At 31.7% G+C, this 25631-nt stretch carries 18 protein-coding genes; 5 read left to right on the forward strand and 13 right to left on the reverse strand.

Annotation, left to right across the window (positions count from 1 at the left end):
• Positions 1-5: 5 nt before the first annotated feature.
• The 10 genes from E0W69_RS11765 to E0W69_RS11810 all read right to left on the reverse strand — a co-directional run bounded on the left by E0W69_RS11765 (position 6) and on the right by E0W69_RS11810 (position 13466).
• Positions 6-896, reverse strand: a complete 891-nt coding sequence (locus E0W69_RS11765; RefSeq protein WP_131330256.1) for a glycosyltransferase family 2 protein — start codon at positions 894-896, stop codon at positions 6-8.
• A 50-nt stretch (positions 897-946) separates the two neighbouring features.
• Positions 947-2233, reverse strand: a complete 1287-nt coding sequence (locus E0W69_RS11770) for an O-antigen polymerase (RefSeq protein ID WP_191967824.1) — start codon at positions 2231-2233, stop codon at positions 947-949.
• Between the two features lie 167 nt (positions 2234-2400).
• Positions 2401-3285 carry a glycosyltransferase family 2 protein gene (locus tag E0W69_RS11775; RefSeq protein WP_131330258.1) on the reverse strand — a complete coding sequence of 295 codons (885 nt, stop codon included), beginning with the start codon at positions 3283-3285 and terminating at the stop codon, positions 2401-2403.
• 23 nt (positions 3286-3308) lie between these two features.
• On the reverse strand, positions 3309-4316 hold the full coding sequence (locus tag E0W69_RS11780) for a glycosyltransferase family 2 protein (RefSeq protein WP_131330259.1): 1008 nt from the start codon (positions 4314-4316) through the stop codon (positions 3309-3311).
• A 4-nt stretch (positions 4317-4320) separates the two neighbouring features.
• On the reverse strand, positions 4321-5628 hold the full coding sequence (locus E0W69_RS11785; protein WP_131330260.1) for an oligosaccharide flippase family protein: 1308 nt from the start codon (positions 5626-5628) through the stop codon (positions 4321-4323).
• 43 nt (positions 5629-5671) lie between these two features.
• On the reverse strand, positions 5672-7063 hold the full coding sequence (locus tag E0W69_RS11790) for a nucleotide sugar dehydrogenase (protein WP_131330261.1): 1392 nt from the start codon (positions 7061-7063) through the stop codon (positions 5672-5674).
• Between the two features lie 16 nt (positions 7064-7079).
• Positions 7080-9500, reverse strand: coding sequence for a GumC family protein (locus E0W69_RS11795; RefSeq protein ID WP_131330262.1), 2421 nt, complete (start codon positions 9498-9500; stop codon positions 7080-7082).
• A 50-nt stretch (positions 9501-9550) separates the two neighbouring features.
• Positions 9551-10312, reverse strand: coding sequence for a polysaccharide biosynthesis/export family protein (locus E0W69_RS11800; protein ID WP_191967825.1), 762 nt, complete (start codon positions 10310-10312; stop codon positions 9551-9553).
• Positions 10313-10686: 374 nt separating this feature from the next.
• Positions 10687-12021 carry an efflux RND transporter periplasmic adaptor subunit gene (locus tag E0W69_RS11805; RefSeq protein WP_131330264.1) on the reverse strand — a complete coding sequence of 445 codons (1335 nt, stop codon included), beginning with the start codon at positions 12019-12021 and terminating at the stop codon, positions 10687-10689.
• Positions 12022-12032: 11 nt separating this feature from the next.
• Complete coding sequence (locus E0W69_RS11810) at positions 12033-13466, reverse strand: TolC family protein (RefSeq protein ID WP_131330265.1); 1434 nt, start codon at positions 13464-13466, stop codon at positions 12033-12035.
• Positions 13467-13589: 123 nt separating this feature from the next.
• Here E0W69_RS11810 and E0W69_RS11815 point away from each other — a divergent pair, with 123 nt between their 5' ends.
• From E0W69_RS11815 to E0W69_RS11830, 4 genes are all read left to right on the forward strand, one after another.
• Positions 13590-14375, forward strand: coding sequence for a TIGR02757 family protein (locus E0W69_RS11815; protein WP_225321243.1), 786 nt, complete (start codon positions 13590-13592; stop codon positions 14373-14375).
• Positions 14376-15102: 727 nt separating this feature from the next.
• Positions 15103-16434 (forward strand): MATE family efflux transporter, encoded by a 1332-nt coding sequence (locus E0W69_RS11820; RefSeq protein WP_131330266.1) that lies wholly within the window; start codon positions 15103-15105, stop codon positions 16432-16434.
• A gap of 24 nt (positions 16435-16458) precedes the next feature.
• Complete coding sequence (priA, locus tag E0W69_RS11825; RefSeq protein WP_131330267.1) at positions 16459-18942, forward strand: replication restart helicase PriA; 2484 nt, start codon at positions 16459-16461, stop codon at positions 18940-18942.
• Between the two features lie 10 nt (positions 18943-18952).
• Entirely contained in the window at positions 18953-19387 is a 435-nt protein-coding gene (locus E0W69_RS11830) for a hotdog fold thioesterase (RefSeq protein WP_131330268.1), read from the forward strand.
• Positions 19388-19945: 558 nt separating this feature from the next.
• Here E0W69_RS11830 and E0W69_RS20620 read toward each other — a convergent pair.
• Positions 19946-23245, reverse strand: coding sequence for a glycosyltransferase family 117 protein (locus E0W69_RS20620; RefSeq protein WP_225321244.1), 3300 nt, complete (start codon positions 23243-23245; stop codon positions 19946-19948).
• Between the two features lie 196 nt (positions 23246-23441).
• Positions 23442-23603, reverse strand: coding sequence for a DUF1328 domain-containing protein (locus tag E0W69_RS11840; RefSeq protein ID WP_131330269.1), 162 nt, complete (start codon positions 23601-23603; stop codon positions 23442-23444).
• A gap of 74 nt (positions 23604-23677) precedes the next feature.
• Between E0W69_RS11840 and E0W69_RS11845 the strand changes: the two genes are divergently transcribed.
• Positions 23678-24991: a cryptochrome/photolyase family protein gene (locus E0W69_RS11845; protein WP_131330270.1), complete on the forward strand. Its 1314-nt coding sequence runs from the start codon at positions 23678-23680 to the stop codon at positions 24989-24991.
• On the opposite strand, the gene E0W69_RS11850 is transcribed toward E0W69_RS11845, so the two are convergent.
• On the reverse strand, positions 24988-25482 hold the full coding sequence (locus E0W69_RS11850) for an RDD family protein (RefSeq protein ID WP_131330271.1): 495 nt from the start codon (positions 25480-25482) through the stop codon (positions 24988-24990). The genes E0W69_RS11845 and E0W69_RS11850 overlap by 4 nt on opposite strands.
• Positions 25483-25631: the final 149 nt, after the last annotated feature.

Here is a 25631-nt window from a genome sequence, read left to right on the forward strand (position 1 = left end):
AAATTTTAATTTAATATTTTATTAAGAATTTTTTCAGGTAATAAAAGTGCATATAATAAGTAATATTCAATCTTTAATTTCATTGATATATTTATTACATTATTAAACTCAAGTCTACGAATAGATTGATTATCAAACAAATATCTATATTTCAAAAATTCATAACAATTCAAAGACTTATAATTATTTATATACATTTGCTTAATATCTTGAACAGTTTTTAGCCATTTTTCATAATTATTACCAAGTTTAAACTTATCGTTCGAATTTATACGATACAAAATCAATGGCTCCTTTACAAAATAAATATGAGACACTTGAGCAATACGCATTGAAAGTTCATATTCTTGCCAAAACATAATATTTTCATTAAATAGACCAATTTCAACTAATTTATTTTTTCTAAAAAACATTGTTGATGTCATACTAGTATAATCACAAAAAATTTTCTTTGATAAATCCCCTTTCATAAAATACTTAGGATATTCAACAACTTTTTTTATTTCATTAGTAGACTCATTTATTATTTCTAACTCCATTCCGCAATACACCATCCCACAATTTGGTTTGCTATGCATAATTTTAATCTGTTCAGAAATCTTATTTTCAAACCAAAAATCATCATCGTCACAAAATGCAACAAATTCCCCATGACACGCCTTTATGCCAATATTTCTAGCATAGTTACCACCATTAGATTCATCCTCTGAAATTCGCAAATAAGTAATATCCGACATTTTTCGACATAAATCCTCTGTGTTATCATTGGAGGCATCATCAACGATTATGATTTCAATATTTTTATATAATTGATTTTTAACACCACTAATTGCTCTTTCCAATAATTTACATCGATTTTTTGTGGTAATTATTGCTGATACTAAAGAAGTCGTCATATTATTTAAAATTTTCTACTATATAAAAATTGAAATTGATTGTCATATTCTTAATCTTTCATTATATACTTCAATATTAGGTAAGTGGTAAAGACTACAGAAATAGACCAATACAAACTTGTCCCACTAACAACCAACCCTGAAAAACCGTAAACACAAACTTGAAAATATAAATAGGGAATTAATAAATTTTTAAGCGAAAGCTTTACTTTTTTTAAATACAGAAAAATCAACAAAAAATACAAAAAAGCAAATAGTAAACCATAAATCACTCCATACTCTATATACAAATCTCCATAATATGTTTTAAATAAATAAATAGGAACGTCAACTTTATTTTGCCAAAATAAAGTTGTTTCATCTAATGTTAGATGGCTATATGTTTTTTTTATAGGGGCAATTACCGGAAATAATCGTTCGCCGAAAGGGTGATATTTAACTTGATCCCATATTTGTAAAAAAAAATTTGGAAATGACTCTCCAAAATATCGCAAAATAGAGTCGAAGCCCTTGTTCCCTTTAGCGTTTGAGAATCTTAATGAAGTAATAACCCAACTATAAGTAGCCACTAAAGATAGAAAGGAAATTCCAAATATTTTTATTCTTTTAGAAAGCTGTTTTGTGATAAACGGCTTGAATATAGAAATAAAAAAAATAAAATTAAAAACAATTAAAAACATTGCACCTCTAGATCCAATGGCAATACTATTGGCAAGACTTGGAAAGAAACATAATAAAATAAGAAATAAACCATAATTAATCTTTATCTTTTTTTGATATATTCCAATAATAGCATATCCAACAACAAATGGAGTAGTTGTATTTAAAAACAAATCACCTAAAAAGCTAAATTTTTCTAATACTGGATTATTATAGTTAAATAAAGGGGTAGATGCGCCATCGTGACGGTGTTCATATGCAGAATCCAAACCTGTACTTATTGAAATAATTAATTCCCCGAGTTTAAGTATGAAATACAGGCTAAAATAAATAATCCACAAAAGAATAAACCGTGAACTTCGTTTATTAAATTTTAACTTATTAAATCCATTTTTATCAAATTTTATTTTTTTTAATGGATATAATAAAAAAAAATAAGACACAAAACCTAAAATAATGGGAAAAATTGTGATTCTAGATAAAGAAAAATTTCCAAATTCTTTAGTATATAAGCCAGTTTTATATATATAGATACCAAGAAAAGCTATAATAGTGTAGAATAGAATCATAGTACTATAAATAGAAATCCTTTTTTCCTTGATATAAGAATATGCAAACCAAAAAAAATACAATAAAAAATTAACTAACAATAAATTCATTACATATTTTTTTAACAATAAAAGACAATACTAATCTATTAAATATTTGTGTCATTTAAAATGAAATAAAAGTATTTTTCATAATAAATAAGAACGGCAGTTATTTCAAATAAATTATATTAAAAATGATATTTATTTGTTATTCAACTTATTATGCAGACGTCTTTCTATAAAACACAATTTCACTAAATAGGAATTGCCAATTTATTTTTTCTTCTAGTATATAAAATTTTTTTTCTTAATTTAAATAGCGTAAATATTTTTAGAAACTGATATTTGCAATTTTCAATCTTCATTCCTTTAATTAAATATATAATTGGAGATTTACAAAAAAATGAAAAAAGAGACAATAGTATATTTTTATTTCCAGGATTAGTAAGTTGTGCAATTAGCCCTTGAAATGCTACATCAATTTGTTTTTTTTCATCAATTTTTCTATCATCTCTATCATGGTAAGCTTTATAATTCACACTAATACCTACCAAATAATTTCGATACAAAAATCTATTTATTAAATCATTGTCTTCACCATAATGAGAAAATAAGGGATCAAACAAACCAACCATTTGTAGCATGGAGCATCGTATCAACCAATGAGCAGCCATTACAAATTTTACATTCAAAACATCAGAAGATGTTGGACTTTTCGTAGAACGTTTTGTATATATATCCTCAAAATTTTTATCCAATCTACTACCATCTCCATTATATTGCATTGGGCTTAGGATACCATAGCTATAATCAGATTCCATAATTTTAACTAGTCCAGAAATCGTATTTGCGTCCAAATATGCATCTTGATTTAATAGATACACAAATTCCGCACCTTGCTCAAGGGCATAATTAATTCCTAAATTATTTGCCTTTCCAAATCCTAAATTTTCGCCAGTTTGTATAAAATGAATTCTTTTTCCAGAAAATGATTCAACAATTTTTAAGGTATTATCAGTTGAACCGTTGTCTATGATTACAATTTTGACAGGTATATCAGAACAAAAAGAAGACTCTAAACATTTTTTCAACCATTTTTCACCATTATAAGTGACTATAATTATATAAATAATTTTCATGCTTTTTTAAGTTGAGTTTCAAATTATCTCGAAATTTTGTTTTTAATTTGTTTAAAATAATAATAATTAGACAACAATAAATACAAAATCTTTGAATTACCAATTGACAATAATCTAATCAATATAGTTTTCTTTTCAAGAGTCATCCAATAAGCAACACTAAATTCTTTAAAACTCCTATTTTTTAAAACACCATAAATATGGTTAAATCTCTGACTTTTTTTCAAATGACTTGAAAAAACTTGTAAAAAAAATTGATCATATTTAGACAATAAAAAATCACTATAAAATGAAATATTTGAATTTGTTGATATCTTAGGAATAATTGACAAAAAATTAGTTAAGTTACTTTTAAGATTATCTAACTTCTTGGGGGCGTATGTTAATCCACCTAAACTATCAATATATCTATATTGATCACTTTTAACAGTAAAAATAGAATTAACAAAATCTATATAATATAAAAAAAACATTAAATCCTCTTGATAAGTAGATTTTTCATCAAAGAATAATTCATTTTTTATTAAGATATCTTTTCTATAGAGTTTCGCAAATGGAGGACAAAATTTTAAAAAATTAATATTTTCTTCCGAAAAACTCGCAAAATTTAAATATTGTTTATTTGCATAATTAAAATATCGTCCATTAATTGATTTTTTGTAGACATCTTGAATAATTAGAGCATTTGAATCATTAGTTAACTCATTTTCAATTAAAGCTTTATAAAATATTTGTAAATAATTTTCATATAAATAATCATCAGCATCTACAAACAATAAATTATTACTCTTTGCTAAACGAATACCATCGTTTCGAGCACTAGAAACACCGTTATTCAGCTTATTAATGATTTTAACTCGACTATCTCCATTTACAATACTTTGAATAACCTCATATGTATTGTCTATACTTCCATCATTTATCAATATTAATTCAAAATCATTGAAAGTCTGATTAAATACGGATCGGATACATTTTTCAATATAGGATTCTGCATTGTATATAGGAATGATTATTGAGAAAAATGCCATACTTCTATTTTATCAATTTAATTTTTCTAAAGAATAATTTGAAATCCAATGAATTAACAGCTAATGGCCTAATTCCATTCTTTTTAAGTATTTTAAATTGATAAAATGTAATAAATAACTCAGAAAGAGACCATACGATTGCTGTGCCTAAAGCACCTAAATGTTTCACAAATAAAAAATTAAAGAATAAACTAATTACAGCACCCCAAAATGTAAATTTTAAATAAGATTTATCCAATCCACAAGAAATCATAATGTTACCAAAAATAACACCATAAAATACAAAAAACGCCCCCCAAGCTAAAACTTCTAATATAGGAATTACGGGCATAAATTTTTCACCATAAAGAATGGATACCGCTAATGGGCCAAGTAATATTGTTAAAATCAATACAAGTAATGTAAATACTATAAAACCTGGCATTATATTCTTAATCAAACCACTACCATCTTCTTTTCGTTTACCAAAGGTTTCGGCAATCAAGGGAAATACAGCCTGACTAATTGGTAGCATTAAAATACTGCGACCAATATCTATCAATTTTTGAGCGCATGTATAATAGGCTACCTCATTCTCTGATTTATAATTGCCTAAAATAACAATCCCTGTCGTTGTGTAAAAGTTTATTAGTACAATTGATATAAAAATGATTTTATCTTCATTAAGCATTGTGATTATGCTCTTAATTTTTGGAATAAAAATCTGTATTTTATATTTATAAATTGAATAGAGAAAAGAGATTAATGATATAATTAGTGGAATTACATAAAGAATCAAGGCATACTTAATATAATCAGAGTCTTTATGGATGTAAAAAATAACGAAAAAAAGAGATACTAATCTTGGGAGAAAATTTAGAAATGCAATAATTTTTAAATCTTGCTTCGCTTGAAAAAGCCAATTTTGAGTAAATAGTGAGGTAAGGCAAATCAAATAACTAATAATAGTCAATTGAAATTCTTGGTTCAGCTTCTTAATATGTACCAAACAAAAAATAAAAATTAGACTAGATATTAAAAACAAATATAATTGTGCAAAAAAAATATTACTAAATACGGTAGATGTAAACTTACTATCTTTAGCATTTACTGCAATCCGTCTCACTCCAGTAGCATTAAAACTGTAAGCTATAATTAATGTAAAATATGTAAGAAACGATGCTATATAGTTTATTCTGCCAATCTTATCAGGTCCTAATGCCCTCGAGACAATTGGGATCGTAATTATTGGGAATAAGTAATTTGCAATATTTACTAAACCTAAAGAGGCTATGTTACCCAAAAGTTTATTTTTCTCTTTTTGATGAGACATCTAACTATATTTCATTTAATTTCGAAAATTGTAGTTTATAGTATTAACAACCAATACTATAAACTTTAAATCCAATTTCCGTTAGTTTTTCTTTATCAATAATTCGTCTACCATCAAATACGAAGGCAGGTTTTAACATAATCTCATAGATTTTTTGCCAATCATAATCTTTAAATTCATCCCATTCTGTCATAATAGCAATTGCATGCGCTTGATTACATACAGAATAAGGATTACTTTCTGTAATTACCGCAGATTTATTTTCCTCGATAGATCTAGATTGTAAATAATTCAAATCAACATAAACTTGTTTACTAGGTACTTTTGGATCATAAACAGCAATTTTTGCTTGCTCATTAATTAACGTATCTGCTACATATATTGCCGGACTTTCACGAGTATCATTTGTATCCTTTTTGAATGCCCATCCTAAAAACGCAATTTTCTTTCCCGAAACGGTATTATATAATGTTTTAACGATGTTTAAGGCAAAGCGGTCCTTTTGATGATCATTTAAAATAATAACTTGCTCCCAATAATCTGCAACACTATCTAATCCCAAAGATTTCGCAATGTAAACTAGATTTAAAATATCCTTTTGAAAACAAGAGCCTCCAAAGCCAACTGAAGCTTTCAAAAACTTACTTCCCAATCTCGAATCGGTTCCTATTGCTTTAGATATTTCATTAATATCAGCACCCGTATGTTCGCATATTTCAGAAAATGCATTAATCGAAGAAATTCTTTGAGCTAAAAATGCATTTGCAGCAAGTTTGGATAATTCTGAAGACCAAACATTCGTTGTTAGAATTTTTTCTTTAGGCACCCAATTATTATACACTTCTACTAAGGCTGCAATGGCTTCTCTTCCAGATTCTGTTGTATAATCACCTCCAATTAACACTCTATCTGGAGCATGTAAATCTTCAATAGCAGTGCCCTCAGCCAAAAATTCCGGATTAGATAAAATATCAAAGTGAACGCCTGGACCTAAGTTATCAAAAATATTTCTAAGTGTAGAAGCAGTACGAACTGGCAGTGTAGACTTTTCAATCACAATTTTATTAGTAGTAGAAACCGCGGCAATCTGTCTTGCACACAATTCTATATATTTCAAATCTGCAGCCTGCCCTTTTCCAATACCATAATTTTTAGTCGGTGTATTTACCGATATAAATATTGCATCAGCTTCTTGAATTGAAGACTCTACCGCTGTAGAAAAAAACAGATTACGTCCTCTCGCGTCTTTTACAACATTCTCAAGTCCGGGTTCAAATACTGGTAATTCATAGTTTTCCGAATTCCATGCATCAATTCTTTCTTTATTTAAATCTACAACAGTAACTTTTATATTTGGGCATTTTTGAGCTATTACTGACATTGTAGGACCGCCAACATACCCAGCGCCTATACAACAAATCTTATTTATTTTCATTATATAAAAACAATATTTATTTTCTTAATTTTTGTATGATTTTTCTAAAAAAAGATTTCTTTTCTTCATGACCATAACCATAACCATAACCATAACCATAACCATATCCATATCCATATCTACCAGATGCTTTTTCAGTAATATCATTTAAAACTACATATACATCAGATTTTTTACTATTTCTCTTAAATTCTGAAACTACATTTAGTTGCTTTTTATATGTATAATTTTCTCTAGTGACATATATCGTGGTATCCGCGTATTTAGCTAATAACAATGCGTCACTTACAAGTCCGTAAGGAGGAGCATCTAAAACAACAATATCATATTGTGTTTTTAGATAATTAATAAGTTCTTTAGCTCTATCATTTTGCAATAATTCAGTAGGATTCGGCGGTATCGGTCCAGAAAAAATAACATCAAAATTTTGGTCATCCGTTTTAACAATAATATCACTTGGGTTCATTGGAGTGATTACGAAATTACTAACACCGCTGTTAGATGACAATGGAATATTCAAGTTTTCTGCTAATCTAGGTTTTCGCAAATCCAAATCCACAATAATCGTTCTTTTCCCTAATGAAGCGAAAGATTTGGCTAAATTCAATGATATAAATGATTTCCCTTCTCCACTCATACTGGAAGTAAATAAAATAGTATTGCATTTTCCCTCATCTAGCCCAAAAGTAAATTGCACATTCGCACGTAAAGTTCGAAATTGCTCAGACAAAATTGATCGAGTCTCCTTAATAAAATCAATAGGATGGGGATTCAATACATGGGATACTCCACCTAACATGGAAATATTAGCATCTTTTATATCATTTTCAGATTTTATACGATTATCTAATAAGTTTGTTATAAATAGTAATCCATAAGGAAGTATTAGTCCCAATAATCCGCAAGCCGCCAAAATGAACATTTTTTTAGGCTTGAAGGGTAATTCATCTGCAGATGGAGAATCGATTACTCTGGCATTGGCAATGTTTGAAGCTTTTGTAATAGCCATTTCCTCTCTTCGTTGTAATAAGTATAAATAAAGAGTTTGCTTTATTTGTTGATTGCGAGATAAGCCTAAAAACTGTTTTTCTTTATCCGGTACATTATGAATAAAATCTTGCACTTTGGCATTTTGTTGTAGAGCAGCATCTTTTCCAATAGCCATATTATTTTTCATATTCACCAAGTTGCCAATCAATTCTTTCCTTGCCTTACCAATTTGGGAATCCAACGCAATCATTCCTGGGTTCTCTGAAGTATTAGTTGTTGCATAGCGCTCTTTTTGCAACACCAGTGCATTATATTGCGTTAAGATAGATTCTAATGCAGGGTCCGGAGTCGCCAGTAAGGAAGGTACTGGTCGTTGATTATTTTTTGTATTCAATACATAATCTAACATCGTATTGACTATGGCTAATTGAACTTGAGCTTGATTCAATTGTTTTTCGTATTCAGAAGAAGAACTAATAACGGCCTGTGCCTGAGCTTCCAAATCAGCAATGTTATTCTTCTTCTTATAATCTGCAAGGCCAGACTCCGCATTTGTCAATTCTCCACTAACAAGACCTAATCTATCATTAATAAAAGAAATTGTACTATCGGCATATGCATTTTTTTGATCTTTATTCGATTTTATATATTCCTTTATCAAGGTATCTAAAACATCCTCTCCCTTTGATGGAATTTCCACAGGTAAAGTGAGATTAATTGCACTTACTTGCTTATTGGGGATCTCAGCACTCAAATTTTGTAAGATACCCTGTACTTCAGATTTTATAGGATTGATAACAAAAGTATAATTAGCCTTTTTTTTGTCAAAAAAAGTTTGTTTATAAATTACAAATTTACCTTTAGATAAAGGAATACTATCTCCCCACTTTACAAAAAACGTAGAATCATCTTCATCTTTAATCTTTCTGATTAAAGCAATTCCCTTTTCATCCCAAGAAGATATTTCAAATTTGTATCCCTTTATCGGGTCTGCATTATTTGATAGTGTAATACCAAAAGGTTTATCTTTATATAGTTCTCTAATTCCTAAAGGCACTCTTTTATAATAATTTACATTCAAATGCATATCAACAACAACTTTATGCATCAAGTCTCTGGTTTGTAAAATAAGTAGTTCATTATCTACAGAACTTTTTACATTTAATAAGCTACTTAAATCGCCAAATGAACTATTCGAACCGGAAGAGCTCGAACCCAACATTCCAGACATCCCCCCCTTTTGGTCATCGTCAACCATTACTGTTGCATTTACATTATATCTAGGAGCAGAGTGTTGTATATAAAGTAATCCTAATATTATCATTAAAACAACTCCAATCACAAACCATTTCCAATGATCTATTATATCTGCTAATATTTTTTCGAAGTCTATCGCTTCTTCCGCATTTTCACCTTTTCCAGAATTACTCAAGAGATTTTCAGCCATTACAATAAAATAAAATTGAAGTTTAAAAACTAAAAACGATCTATATTAAATTAATTATTATCAATCCTTGTCCATACTAAAACCAATAAGGTGAGTATAGATACCGCTAGACCTACTTTTGTATATACAGGACTATTCAAACCTTGAATTCTTGCTTTATTGGGTTCTACATAAATAACATCTCTTTGTTTTAAGTAAAAATATTGGCTAGTCAACATATCTTTAGAGTCCATATTAAATCTGTGCATTGTCATTACTCCAGCGGAATCTCTTAACAGAAGTACATTTTTTCTTTTCCCATAAATGGTCATATCTCCAGCCATTAAAAGGGCATCTAATATTGTATTTTTCTCATTTCCCATATAAAAATAGCCAGGGCGATTCACTTCTCCTAACACTCCGATTTTCATATTCACAAATCGAACATTAACCGTTGCATTTTTATAGAGTTTATCTGCTTTTTTTTGCAAGAAATTTCTAGCAGAGTCTGTTGACATTTCAGAAAGCTTAATTCTTCCAAATATAGGAAGATTTAATTCCCCCAAACTATCTACTAAAAAACCTACACCATCACTACCTATTGCATTTTGTCCACCTCCAATTAAATACTGCCCACTTGTTGTATTTGTTGAAGAGGTCATAGTATTTGCACCACTAATATTATTTAAATTAGCAGTTGCTAGAGGATCTGTAGTTTGTAATGTTATGTTTAGTATATCGTCCGGTTGAATCTTTAATTGATTTCTATTTGCTAAATTGACTGCAGTAATCACTGAATCAGGAACATCACTAAAATAGGGCGTTTCTTTCATAAATTGTTTCTCAGAACAAGATATCAAGCTAACAATACATCCCAATAAGAGAACAGTTGGTGATAAGAATTTTCGAAAATTCATCCGGTTATACAATTATTAATAATTAAATTTTAATTCAAAAAAATACCCAAAAATGTTTATCATTTTCAGGTATTTTCAGTTTATACCCAATTAGACAAAATTAATGCCAATGAGGTTTTCATTATATAAAATACATTGAATTTGACGTTCAATTTATATTTCAATATATTTTAATACAAATAGGTATATAAATATAAGTAGTAAATATAAATAGTTTTAAGTCAAAGAAACAATATTTTCCTATATATAAAAGTTTTTTTTAAGTCAATTTATTATTATGGAGCCTTTTACTACTTTTTATCCAATACATCCTTGGTTACCACCTGTACTTTCGTTGCATTTTTTAAATCTTTACTTACCGCATCATAAGGACCGGTAATAACGGCATCTCCAATTTTTAAACCACTAAGTATCTCAATATAATTCAAATCTTGAATTCCCGTAGTAACTTTTACTTGCTTGACCTTGCCATCATTTTGTAATACAAAAACGACTTCTTGGATATCATCTCCAGAGGCATCAGCATTATCATCCACTTTTTTCGTAGAAGAATTTGCATTATCTGGAGTGCGAGTTGTTACTGCATTGAGAGGAATGGACATTACTTTAGCATGTGTACTTGTTTGAATATCGGCACTAGCAGTCATATTAGGTCGAAATGGGAATGCTTTACCAGGTCCCATTAAATCCATATAACTATTTGGTAGTAAGCGTATATGCACTTGGTAATTTGTCACAGTTGTAGAAGATGTAGTACCAGTAGTATTCGCATCACTCGTTTGTGGATTAGCAATTTTGTAAACAACCCCTTTAAATTTTCTTTGATTATATGCATCTACTTGTATTACTGCACTATCACCTAGTTTAACTTTTGGAATATCATTTTCACCAACATCCACTTTTACCTCGATGCTTTTTAGATCAGCGATACGCATAATTTCCGTACCGACGCTGAAACTATTACCAGCGATACGTTCACCTTTTTTCATATTAAGTAAACTGATAATTCCATCCATCGGAGCTGTAATGATTGTACGATCGACATCTTTTTGCGCGCGATCCAAACTCGCTTGGTTGCTTTTTACATTTGCAATATTGGCTTGAATGGTAGCTTTCGCTGATGTATAATTTGCTTTCGCTGCCAAATATGCTTGCTGTGCTGTTTCAAATTCTGAACGAGAAATTACTTTATCATCTAATAATTTTTTTTGACGATTAAAGGCAAATTCAGTTTGATTTAATGTTGCTTTCAAACCTTCCAAATTATCTTCGGAATTGATTTGTTGCGCCTTCGATTGTGTTACTATTGCGGCTGCTTGGTCTCTTTGAGAGCCATAAATATCTGCATAGATACGTGCGACAACTTGTCCTTTATGGACGGTATCTCCTTCATTTACGGGTAAGGCTACTATCTCTCCAGAAATATCAGAACTCACTTTTACTTCTACTTCAGGATATATTTTGCCACTTGCTGTGACAATTTCTGTAATATCTCGTTGTTTGACTTTATCCGAAGTAACCTTAATGCCTTCCTCCTTGCCAATAATCCCACCTTTTTTCAATCCGACCAGTATCAAAATAATAAAAACAATTATTATCAAAAACCATTTAAGCTTTTTATTCATCTTAGATAAAATTAATATAAGGAGATTTGGTTGTTTTTGTAAAATTCCAATACCAATAATCGGAAAATATATTCATAATGCGAAGAAGCTTTTTTTACTTGCGCTTGATACAAATTATTTTGCTGAATCAAGTAATCTGAAGTGGATTGCATACCTATGTCATATCTTTTTTGAGATAAATCATAAGCATAACTTGCATAATCAGCGGCTTTAGTATTAGCATTAAAATTTTTAATACCCGAAATTGCATTGGTATAAGCGGTATAAATATTTTGTTGCAATGTTTGTTTATTCAATGCTTGTGTTAATTCTGCATTTTTAAGATTTAATTTGGAACGTTCATAGTTAGTTCTAAGTTGACGGTAGTTAAATATCGGAACGTTTAACGTCAAGCCAACAGATTGATTTAAATTGAGATTGAAAATCTGTTTCAAGTAATCCGGTTTTTTATATATTGGTATATTATAAGGCGTCGTAACAAAGTAATTATTTCCCTGTACATTTACAGAGCCAATCGTGTCAATATATGGTGTAGCGCCAACCTGGTTAGTATAAATATTAGAAAAATTAGAACCAATATTGCCAAATAAAGATAAGGTTGGATACATCGCAGCTTTAGCGGATTTAATCGCATATCCAGCTGCTTTTATTTTAAATGCATCCACTTTTTGCTGATATTGGGTAGCAACGGCAGTTTCAAATAAAGCATTTGGTTCTAATTCTCCTATGGGTATTAATTTTATTTTCTCTACATCTGGAATCGACACTTCAAATGGAGCATCTGCACTCAAATTAAGTAATGCCATTAATTGCAATTTATTTTGTTGCATTGTGACATAGTTTGTATAATAAGTACCACTATCAGTTGCCAATTGAGATTCAAATTGAGCCGCACTTAATTCTGGTAAACCACCTGCATCAACTTGTTTACGAGTTAATTGTAGTTGTTTGGTAGTGAGTCCTATTTGATTTTTTGCATTATTAATTTGCTCTATTGAAAGTAATAGTTGTAAATAAGCCGCTGCAATATTTAAAGTAACATCATTTTTAGCTCGATTAATATCTACTTCTGCGGCATCCGCACTTGCTTGGTCTGCCTTTATTGTATTTTTTATACTAAACCAATTAAAAAGGGTAATACCTGATTGTAAACTATAAGTTTGTTGAAAAATACTATTATTGGTATATGAGTAGGTGGTTGGATTTAAGGAACGTCCAAATTGATAACCTCCACTCGAAGAAAATGCCAAAGAAGGAATGCGATTTGCTTTGCTTAATTTTGCCTGCAAAGCTTGTAATCGCGCTTGCACATCAGCTTGCTTTACAGAAATATTATTTTCCATCGCATATTCAACACAACGTAATAAATCCCAAGTATCATTCTGTTGGGCCAGTAGTCCAATGGGAACATATAAAGAGAAAATTAATAATAGTCGTTTGATCATATAACAAATTTAAAAACTCTATCCATTTTTTAATTTAATTTTAGATAAACGGAAAGATTTACATATCCGATGGTTAAGAATATATTTCAATTGAATCTGTGCATATTTTTATCTTTGCAATACGTGAATAAATTAATATTTGAAAAGTTAAAAAGTTTGTTGGACGATAAGGTACTCGAATACAATCAGAAGGACTTTATACCCCAGGATCCGATTTCCATACCTCACCAATATTCCCATCCAAGAGATATTGAAATTTCTGGTTTTTTTACGGCTTTATTTGCTTGGGGCAATCGTACGATTATCATAAATAAAAGCAAAGATTTAATGCAGTTAATGGGAAATCAACCATATGAATTTATTAAAAACCACTCACAATCAGATCTAAAATCTATTTTAACATTCAAGCATAGAACATTTAATGCCACGGATGTTTTATACATGATTGATTTTTTGCATAGACATTACAACCAACATCAAAGTTTAGAATCTGCTTTTTTTCCTGAAGGGATCACAAGTGTCGAAAATGGACTAACACAATTCAAGCATTATTTTTCAGCCAGCCCCTATTTTCCTGAAAGAACAGGCAAACACATTGCCACTCCTGAAAAGAACTCCAATTGCAAAAGATTAAATATGTTTTTACGATGGATGATACGTTCAGACAAGCAAGGTGTAGATTTTGGAATTTGGAAAAAATTAAAACCAGACCAGCTAATTATCCCAATTGATATCCATGTACATCGAGTAGCTATGGACTTAACATTGATACATACAACTAAAATTAATTGGAACGCAGCATTAGAATTGACAAATACGCTTAAACGATTTGATGTAGATGATCCTGTTAAATATGATTTTGCATTATTTGGTATGGGTATAAATTTTAAAAGAGAAAGCCTGATATAAGAAATATCAGGCTTTTCTGTTCTCAATGATAGTTTGCAACGGCACTCGTCTGTAAATTTTCATTTACGTGTTTTCATTAGGTGGCGATTGTATCACAATCGCTCAAAGGTGTTATTCAAGAACAGATATTTTTTAAGCATTAATCATTCAAAATATTAAAATCGAACAACCAATTTACTTACATAGACAAAGTAAAAAATATAATTTCGGCTATCCAAATTTATTTACAATATTTTTCCAAATAAATAAATTTATTAACTTATGTTAATTAGAGTCACATACTTAAATTAATTATTTTGACATAAATCAATTTTATTTGAAATAATAAATATTAGAATAGAAATAAACACATATCAATAGCAGAAAAATAAATTTATATATAAAAAATAAAAGCCAAAGTTTTTAAACTTTGGCTTTTCTGTTCTTTTTAAGAGCTTGCAACGGCTTATAAATTGTCCAATGTTTATATTTAATTCCGTATAAACAACTGATTTTCATGTTTAGGTAGGTGTTATTCAAGAACAGAGTATTCATTATTCGAATTAAAATTTTATTACATAAACTTTAAATTTCAAATACCGCACAAAGATAAAATTTTATTTTGGCTAACCAAATTTATTTAAATATTAATTTAAAATTTAAAAAATAAGTATTACAAATTTTTTAAACATACTAACTTAATTTAGATATTTTTTTAATCTTTTTTGTATAACTTTGCATGCCCCATATGTTAAAAAAAGAAGCGTTAAATACTATCAAATTATCTGGTCCCATTATATTAGGCGAATTGACACAGATGTCACTGGGTTTAATTAACAGTGCCATGGTTGGACATTTAGGCTATCATCATTTAGCTGCTGCATCTTTAGTTAATAGTGTACTCAACATTCCTTATGTATTTGGAATTGGGATGACCATGTCTATTTCCCAGACGGTTGCAACGGCACATGGCCAACAAGACAAACAGAAGATTTCACATTATCTTTTTAATGGATTGTTCCTTTCTGCTATTACAGCTATTGTAATTTCTTTTCTTTTAGAGATAGGCAATCCAATTGTTTTTCATTTAAGACAGGATCGAGAAGTTGCCAAATTAGCGAGTCCTTATTTAAGATTAATGGGATTTTCGGTCATACCCATGTTATTATTTTTTGCATTAAAGCAATTTACTGATGGTTTGGAATTAACGCGTACGGCAATGTTGTTGTCCATGCTTTCTATGCCATTGAATGTATTATTAGATTGGACATTTATTTTTGGACATTTTGGATTCAAATCTTACGGTCTAATCGGTGCAGGATTCGGGACTTTAATAACACGGAGCCTAATCTTGATTGCACTTGCATCTATCATATTTTTCCATAAAACATTCCGACATTATATTGCCGTGCGCAAACATCAATGGCATATAAAGTGGATGACGCAAAAAGAATTGTTACATATTGGCGTGCCGAGTAGTATACAAGCAATTTTAGAAGTCGGGGCTTTTGCGGTGAGTGGAATTCTTGTGGGAAGTCTCGGAGCTGTGGAATTGGCAGCGCATCAAATAGCTATACAATTGGCATCTTTCACTTTTATGGTATCTCTTGGATTAGCTCAAGGAAGTTCTATCCGTATTGGGAATGCATTTGGCAGAAAAGACTGGCCGTTGATTCATAATATTGGAAAAAGTACTTATATCACTGGACTGATGTACGGCGTATTATGTGCTATTTTATTTATCCTAATGCGTAACCAATTGCCACTAATATTCACCAAAGATTTTGCGGTATTGAAGTTGGCGGGTGCATTGTTATTTCTCGCTGCAGTATTTCAGATTTCTGATGCAACACAAGCGATTGGAGTTGGTGTACTAAGGGGGATAAAAGATGTAAAAGCACCCACTATTTTTATGACCATTTCCTATTGGGCATTAGGTATTCCTCTGGGATGGATTTTAGCCAAATATCTGAATATGGGCGTGTATGGCATTTGGATTGGGTTTGTCATTGGTCTAACCTTTACCGCAATTTTGTTATTTTTCAGATTCAAAAAAATTATTTCCCGAGCAAGGAAGTAATTGGATTGTTTAACTTCGCCTTGTATGGCTGTTCAAAATTCCTTTTCAAAAGAGTTGTATGGTGAGATTTTATATGCAGAGGTAATCGTTCCGCTGCATGTACCCAAAAACTATACATGGAGCATTCCACCAGATTTAAATGATCGTGTAACCATCGGCATACGAGTGGAAGTTTCCCTGCGAAATAAGAAATATGCGGGAATTGTACAATCCATTTTTTCTGAAAAACCTGCCGAATTTACTCCAGCTCCAATTCTAAATATTTTGGATAATGAACCCTTATTATACCCACAACAACTCAAATTGTGGCAATGGATGGCACAATATTATATGTGTGCCGAGGGAGATATTATGCAAGCGGCCGTTCCGGCAAATTTTAAATTATCTAGTGAAAGTATCCTTATTTGGAATGACTTTTTTGATGATACAGATTTAAGTCATTTAGATGAAGAGGAATATTTGCTTGCTGAAGCATTAAGTATCAAAAAAGAATTGAGAATCAATGAAATACAAAAAATATTGGATAGCTCTCATGTGTATCCTATTATTAAAAAACTCATTGAGAAAAATATCTGTTTCATTTGGGAAGAACTAAAGCAAAAATATTCGGTCAAAAAGGACACATTTATCACGCTTCATCCCAATTTGGAAAATGAAAAAGCCCTAGAAGCTTTGCTTAATAATTGGGGAAAAGCACCCAAACAATTGGAACTTTTATTGGCATATTTGCATTTAAAAAGAACCGAACAAGAAGTAACACAATCCAATTTGCTAAAAAAAGCAACCGCTTCTGCGGCTCAATTAAAAGGTTTATTGGAAAAAAATATTTTAGTTGCGGAGAAAAGAGCGGTGGATCGTTTGCCTCGTTTGGATAGCATTTCTTCTGTCAATATCGAATTATCCGAGGCACAAAATATAGCTTTGCAATCCATTGAAAATTCTTTCCAAACCAATCCGAATTGTCTTTTACACGGAGTTACGTCTAGTGGTAAAACGGAAATTTACATAAAACTCATCGAGCAATATTTACAGCAAGACAAACAAGTTTTGTATATGTTACCCGAAATTGCATTAACTGCACAGATTATCAATCGTTTACGCAAACATTTCGGCGCGAGTATTACCATTTATCATTCCAAATTTAGCCCAAATGAACGCGTAGAGATTTGGAATAAGGTAAAATCTGGAGAAGCAAAAATTGTGCTTGGCGCACGTTCTGCAATTTTATTGCCATTTCAAGATTTGGGACTGATTATCGTTGATGAGGAGCATGATACTTCTTACAAGCAAACAGAACCTACCCCACGTTACAATGCACGCGATACGGCTTTATATTATGCAACCTTGTTCAAAGCACATGTCTTATTGGGAAGTGCAACGCCTTCACTGGAAACTTTTCATAATTGCGAACAAAAAAAATATGGATATGTCTATTTAGGGGAAAGATATGGCAATGTGCAAATGCCTAATATTCAAATATTAGATTTAAAATCTTTGCCCAAAGAAAGAGAAGAACGTATCATCATCTCTCCACTTTTGAAAGAAAAAGTAGAGCAAGTTTTACAACAAGGAAAGCAAGTGATTTTATTCCAAAATCGTCGTGGTTATAGTCCGTACATTCAATGTGGTACTTGCGGTTGGATTCCAGAGTGTAAAAATTGCAATGTTTCCCTAACCCATCATAAACACAAAAACAAACTTTCTTGCCATTATTGCGGTACGGAATATCCTTTGATTTATACTTGTCCGGCTTGTGGTGGACATCATTTTATCCAAAAAAACTTTGGAACGGAACAAATTGAAGAAGTTGTTTGTGAAAAATTTCCAGAGGCGCATGTTGGCAGAATGGATTTGGATAGTATCCGTGGCAAACACGATCATGAGGCGATCATTCAATTATTTGAAAAGAAAAAATTGGATATTTTGATCGGTACGCAAATGGTTGTTAAAGGTTTGGATTTTGAAAATGTACAATTGGTGGGCGTTTTGGATGCGGATAGCATTCTTAATTTTGCAGATTTTAGGGTAAATGAACGCGCATTTCAATTATTGGAACAAGTAAGTGGTCGTGCCGGTCGTAGAAATGAAGCAGGAAATGTGATCATACAAGTGACCAATACACACCATCCCGTTTTGCAATTTCTCGTAAAACATGATTATTTGTCCATGTACAAATACGAAATTAATAATCGAAAAATGTTCAATTATCCGCCATTTGTTCGATTAATTCAAGTATTTGTAAAACACAAGGACAAAATGGTAGCGGAGGAAGCTGCGAATCTTTTGATTGAAGGATTGAAGTATTTTAAAAACAATATTACTGGACCTGCAGAACCGGTAATTAATCGCATTCGCAATCAATATATTTGGGAAATCCTAATTAAACTACCCAAAGATGCCAAGATTATACACAATTTCAAATTGAGTTTGTTACAACAAGTTGCTTATATTCAAAATTTTAAAAAATACAGAGGCGTCATTTTTATGCCTGACGTAGATCCTAATTAAACAAAATTTTATGTCCAGAATTTGGTTCAAAAAACATATAAATTTAGCAGAATTAAATGCTTCGAGTAAAAATACGATGACTGAATTTTTAGAAATCCAATTTACCGAAATAGGCGATGATTATCTAAAAGCAACCATGCCTGTTACAGCAAAAACACATCAACCAATGGGAATTTTGCATGGTGGTGCGTCAGCGGCATTAGCAGAAACCGTCGGAAGTATCGCTGGTTGGTTAGTTGTAGATATTTCACATAAAATCTGTGTAGGTATGGAATTAAATTGCAATCATATTCGCAGCAAAAAAAGCGGCATTGTTACCGCCACAGCAAGACCTTGGCATATTGGGAAAACTACGCAAGTTTGGGATATTCAAATCCATGATGAAAAAGAAAAATTAGTTTGCATAAGCCGATTGACCTTGGCGGTGATCAATCAACCGAAATAAGTATTTCCAAACCTATTTTTGTTTGAAATGTTACTTTTCCCTTAAATAGAAAAGTAACCAAAAGATCAAGTCGTCTGAAGGCAATCCTTCGGAACGCTTGAAAATAGCTCGTGTACATTTTCTGCTAACGATTTTACAGTTACAAGCCATTGCTATTTACGCAGAAAACACAACTCCGCTATTTTCTACACTTTGCTGTCAGACGACACATGAAGTGACATTAAATTTCTTCTTATTCACAAACTCCTTTTGCTTTCACTAAGGCTTTTGCTAAAAAGGGAAAATATGGAAATCTAAAACACGAAATCAAAATTTTTCTAATTGGCATTTATTGGATTAACGTTAAGAAAATCAATCAGTGAAGTCGATTGAAAGAATATATGTTTGAGCGAAGCGAGTTTATATTCTTTCCGACGAAACGATTGATTTTTTAGTTAAGACAATTGCTGCTTTGATCTTTTGTTTCTTTTCTATCAAGAGAAAAGAAAACTAAGCATAAACCCAAAAAAGGTTGCTGAAATATTCAGCAACCTTTTCTTATAAAATCTAATTCAGTAATTATTTACTTGAATCATTGGAAATGACCTGCCCTTTTTCCAAATTATTTTTTGGAGCTGCCATTTGCTGATCCATTTGTTCAACCCAACCTAACATTTGCTGTGCAGTTTGTTTATCATAATCCATATTTGCCGCATTTTGGCCAGTTAAAGAATTATAATATCTAATCTGCTGTTGCAAATCTTTCTTGATAGAAGAGGATACTTTTTGTGCTAACGTTTTATCATCAGCTAATACCGCAGCTTGCAAGAACATGATAGACAAACGGTTATGTTGATTACCAATAGAAACCATTCCGTAAGGGAAGTTTTCTTGCAACATCATCTTATCAGCTTTTTCCAATACTTTTTTAGCATCTTCTTTTCTATTTTTCAATGCCAAATCCATACCCAAGGTCGCATAAGCTTGACGGATAGTATTCAAATGACGTCTATTTTCTTCATCGAAATATACACCTGGAAGGTTCGCATTTCCGAATCCGAATTTATTCATCAACTTATCCATCATCCAATTGGTATTCACCGCTTCACCTTGATCATTGGTATTTTTAACCGGAACTAAGCGATAAGTCAAACCATCTCTTCTTAAGAAACTAGCAAATCCTAATTCATCATATGGGCTAGTGAAATAAATTGGACGTTTCCATTTATTTGCTGCTATGATATTCAAAATTGCTAAATCATTTTTATACAAAGTAGATTTGGGAATGGTAAAGTTCATCGAAGAAACAATCGAATCTCCCGTTTTATTTACCGTACCATTTTCAATAACTTCTTGTGTATTAACAGGAACAGAAACATTTCTTACAGGATATGTGTTGATCCAATCGCCACCTTGAGATTGCGCCATTTTAGACTGATCATCACTACCCACATAATTTTTCATCATATCATACAAATCATAGAATTGATTTTCTGATACGCCATCTACGGCTTTGTAGAAAGCAGCATCACGTTTTTGTCCTTCGATTTGTTTTCTACTCCAGATAACATCTATAGCATCACTGCTATTTACTTTGTGACGTAATTCATTGATATACCAATCAATACCCAACAAACTTGTATTTATTACGCGAATATCTGGACGAATTCCTTCTACCTCTTGCGCATACCACAGTGGGTAAGTATCATTATCTCCGAATGTAAATAAGATAGCATTGGGTGCACAACTTTCCAAATAGTCTTTTGCTAAGTCACGAGCCAATTCTTTTTTGCTTCTGTCATGATCATCCCATTCTTGTTGTCCCATCAATACCGGAACAGCAAAGAAACAAACCAAGAAAGAGGCAGCTAGAGCAGTTTTCGGACTGGCGATAAATTTACCAAACCATTCTTTAACCTTTAACATACCCAAACCAATCCAAATTGCAAAAGCATAAGTCGCTCCAGCAAAGGCATAATCACGCTCACGTGGTTCATTACCTGCTTGATTCAAATAAATAATAATCGCAAAACCAGTCATGAAAAATAACAAGAACACAACCAAACCATCCGAACCTTTCTTTTTAAATTGGAAAAATAAACCAATCATTCCTAATATAAATGGAAGGGCAAACATAGTGTTATGCGATTTGCTATCCTTGATACTATCAGGTAAAGTACTTTGATCTCCGTAAAGGAAACTATCAATAAAATTGATACCCGTAATCCAGTTACCATCACGTACATTACCGATGTAACGACCTTGAATATCATCTTGTTTACCTGAGTAATTCCAAAGGAAATATCTTATAAACATGTAATAATTCTGATAACCAATATAGAATTTTAGATTATCTGTAAAATTTGGCTCGCGTTCGTAAGCGCCTGTTTGTTGATTTTTACCAATACCTAAGAAATTGGCATAATAATCCGCTTGTCCACGATCTTGGCTACCATTCCAAACTCTTGGGAAAACCATTTTGTCTTCAGGAGAATAAATATAATGGAATGAACGTCCCACTGGAATATAGGCATCTTTACCATTGTCATTGACACCTTTTTGATATTTCATTTCATCATACTTAATATCAGCAGGTCTAGCCGTGAATTTTTGACCATATAAAATAGGGAAATCTCCATATTGATCACGTCCTAAATAACCAACCAAACTCAATGGATTGTCCACCTTGAACATATCAATAGAAGGATCAGCACTACTTCTGATCATCGTAGTCAAATAGGTACTATAACCAATCAACATAAAAGCCAAACACCACATCGCCAAACGTAGATTCGGCAATTTTCTTTTGTTGGCAAATCGGATAAAATACCAAATTGCTAAAGCCAATAAAATGAAGAATACCGTAAATCCAGAGAAGAATGGTAATCCCATATTATTTACAAATAAAATATCGAATTTACCTGCAAACTTGATGGACTCTTGAATCACTCCAATCTGAACGACACCTAAAATCACCGCACTAAATACGAAGAAGATATAAGCACCTCCATACAATTCAACTTTTTTCTTGTCGTTTTTATTTCTTCTTTCTATTAAGAATAGAATTCCAATCGCAACAGCTGTACCGACAACCATCAAACCTGGATAAGTAGAATCCATTGGTACATTATCGGTTGCATTGGCATTGGCAATGATAAAACCACCTATGAATGCCAAACCGCCAGCGATCAACAATCCTCTAACGAAATATTTTTTCAATAATTTGTAATCCAATGCATCTCTCCTACGGAAATAATACACCATTACCAATGCTGGGATAGTCAACAAGTTCAACAAGTGAATACCGATAGAAAGTCCCATTAAGAAGCTGATAAATACGATCCAACGATCTGCACCTGGCTCATCTGCCACATGTTCCCATTTCAATATAGCCCAAAAAGCTACCGCAGTACATAAGGCAGAAGATGCGTAAACTTCACCTTCTACAGCACTATACCAAAATGAATCAGAGAACGTATAAGCTACAGCGCCGACAATACCAGCAGCCATAATGCTAAATATCTGATTTTGAGTTAGTTTGGATGTATCTTTTTCCTGACCTTGTACGATTCTGCGTGCAAAGTGAGTGATAGACCAAAATAAAAATAAAATACTCATTCCACTCGCTACAGCACTCATCACATTTACGGCCTGAGCTGCGTGCTCACCAGTACCACCGAATAAAATAATGAAAAAACGGCCAAGCAAAACGAACAAAGGTGCGCCAGGAGGGTGAGGTATCTGTATCTTAAAACAGCTACTTACAAATTCACCACAATCCCAAAGACTGCCTCCAGCCTCTGCGGTCATAATATACACAATACAAGCAAAAATTCCCACGATCCAGCCTGTAATGTTGTTGATCCTCTTGAAATTCATATAAGGTTACGGATTAATTTGTGTCGCAAACCTAATATAAACAGATGAATTATTGCACTTAGCTAGTAGATTTATACGAATATTTTAGAAAATTTCTATTTTTTTAAAGAAGTAAATATTGAAAAAAGGTTCAGACACTCTCATTTTGATTAGAATTGAACCTTATGTAGGTAAACATAATGTTTTTATTTAACAATTAATTCCTTGAGCGACCTATCAAAAAAGAGACAACAAATAAAATTAAGAAGATAAAGAACAGGGTTTTCGCTATTCCAGCTGCTCCTGATTGGATTCCATTAAATCCAAAAACTCCTGCAATTATTGCAATTATCAGAAATACGATTGCCCATCTCAACATATCCCAATATTTAAATGAATGAATTTTATATTTCAATACATATTCTGTACCAATTTTTATGTTAATTTGACAGCATGCAACAGAAAAGTTCAATTCAGATATTTTGGTTTCGACGAGATCTTAGGTGGGATGACAACGCAGGTTTATTTTATGCCCTAAAATCTGACACACCTGTGTTTCCTATTTTCATATTTGACACCAACATTTTGGATGACTTACCCCAAAATGATCCTCGTGTGCATTTTATACATATTGCTTTAGAAAAGTTACAAGCAAAATTAACCAACTTAGGAAGTGGATTAAATATTTATGTAGGTAAGCCTTTAGAAATATTCCAACAAATCCAAACGCAATTTGAAATAAAAGGCATCTTTTGTAATCGTGATTACGAATTATATGCAATTCAGCGAGATCATCAGATAAAGATTTGGGCAAATGAAAAGCAAATTGCATTTCATTCATTTAAGGATCAGGTAATATTTGAAGGTGATGAAATTTTAAAAAGCGATGGCAGTTCTTATTCTATTTTCACTCCTTATTCCAAAAAATGGTTAGAAAAACTAAATTCATTTTTCCTTTCTGGATACGATACTACTAAATATAAAAACAGCTTATTTAAAGAAAAAACAACCTTTCCTTCTTTGGCGGAAATTGGTTTTGAAAAAACGGATTTCCATTTCCCTAAATTCAACATTTCCATTCCGACGATTGAGCGATATGATGCTACGAGGGACATTCCGTCATTGGAAAATGGTACGACGCATTTGGGAATTCATCTAAGATTTGGCACCATAAGTATTCGCCAATTGGCTAGTCTCGCATCAAAACATAATGCTACATATTTAAAAGAATTAATCTGGCGAGATTTTTACCAAATGATTTTGCAAAATTTCTCTCAAATAAATAAAGGAAATGCATTTCGAGCAGAATACGACCTTATTCAATGGCGCAATAATGAACATGAATTTGAATCTTGGAAAAATGGACAAACAGGTTTTCCTATTGTGGATGCTGGTATGCGAGAACTAAATGCCACAGGACACATGCACAATCGGGTACGTATGATCGTAGCATCATTTCTTACCAAAAATTTGCTTATTGATTGGCGTTGGGGTGAAGCCTATTTTGCGGAGAAATTATTAGATTTTGATTTCGCCGCTAATAATGGCGGTTGGCAATGGGCGGCGGGTTCGGGCTGTGACGCAGCACCTTATTTTCGGATATTTAATCCAACATCTCAAACTGAAAAATTTGATCCAAAATTAATTTATATAAAAAAATGGATTCCCGAAATAGATTCATTTGAATATCCTCAACCTATAATTGATTTCAAAGAAAGCCGAGAGCGTTGCCTATCAGTGTACAAACAAGCATTGCAAAAAAATTAATCTTCGAATACATTTTTAAACGGTGTAGAATCTAATTGAGATGCTTTTAAGTCCGCCACCATGGTATTAGTCCATCGATCTTGCCATGGATTACAAGGATGGCCGAATGCACTAAACACACAAAAAGGAACAATTCTGCAAAATGCTCGACTCATTGCTTTGCCAAAAGATATTTCACTGCCGTCCAGATTAAATGCTTTTGTCTTTGTAAACCATTTACCTATTGTACGCCCTCGAAATATTCCTTCAACCAATCCCATCGTTGTTGCATATGATAACAAGTAGAAAAAGTTTAATAAGAATACATTACCTCTATCTTCTTCAAATATAGAATAGGACGCTCCAAAATCTGGAAAACATCTAAATATTATCCCTAAAACTAGACTATAAAGAATACCGAAAAAAATTAAATCAATAATGTAATTAAATAAACGCTTCCATGTACTAGCACGTACGTAATTGACTTCATTAAGGGTTAGATTGATCTCCATAAACAATCAGAATTAGTTTTACTACAAATTTGAAATTATTTCTCAAACCAACAAAAAATATTAAATCGAAATTATCTGATTTAAACGATATCACATTTGGTTTAATATTTGCGACATTCTTCAAAACAAGGTAATTGGGAATAAGATGT

Origin of the sequence: Rhizosphaericola mali, assembly GCF_004337365.2 — a bacterium.
Taxonomy (GTDB): domain Bacteria; phylum Bacteroidota; class Bacteroidia; order Chitinophagales; family Chitinophagaceae; genus Rhizosphaericola; species Rhizosphaericola mali.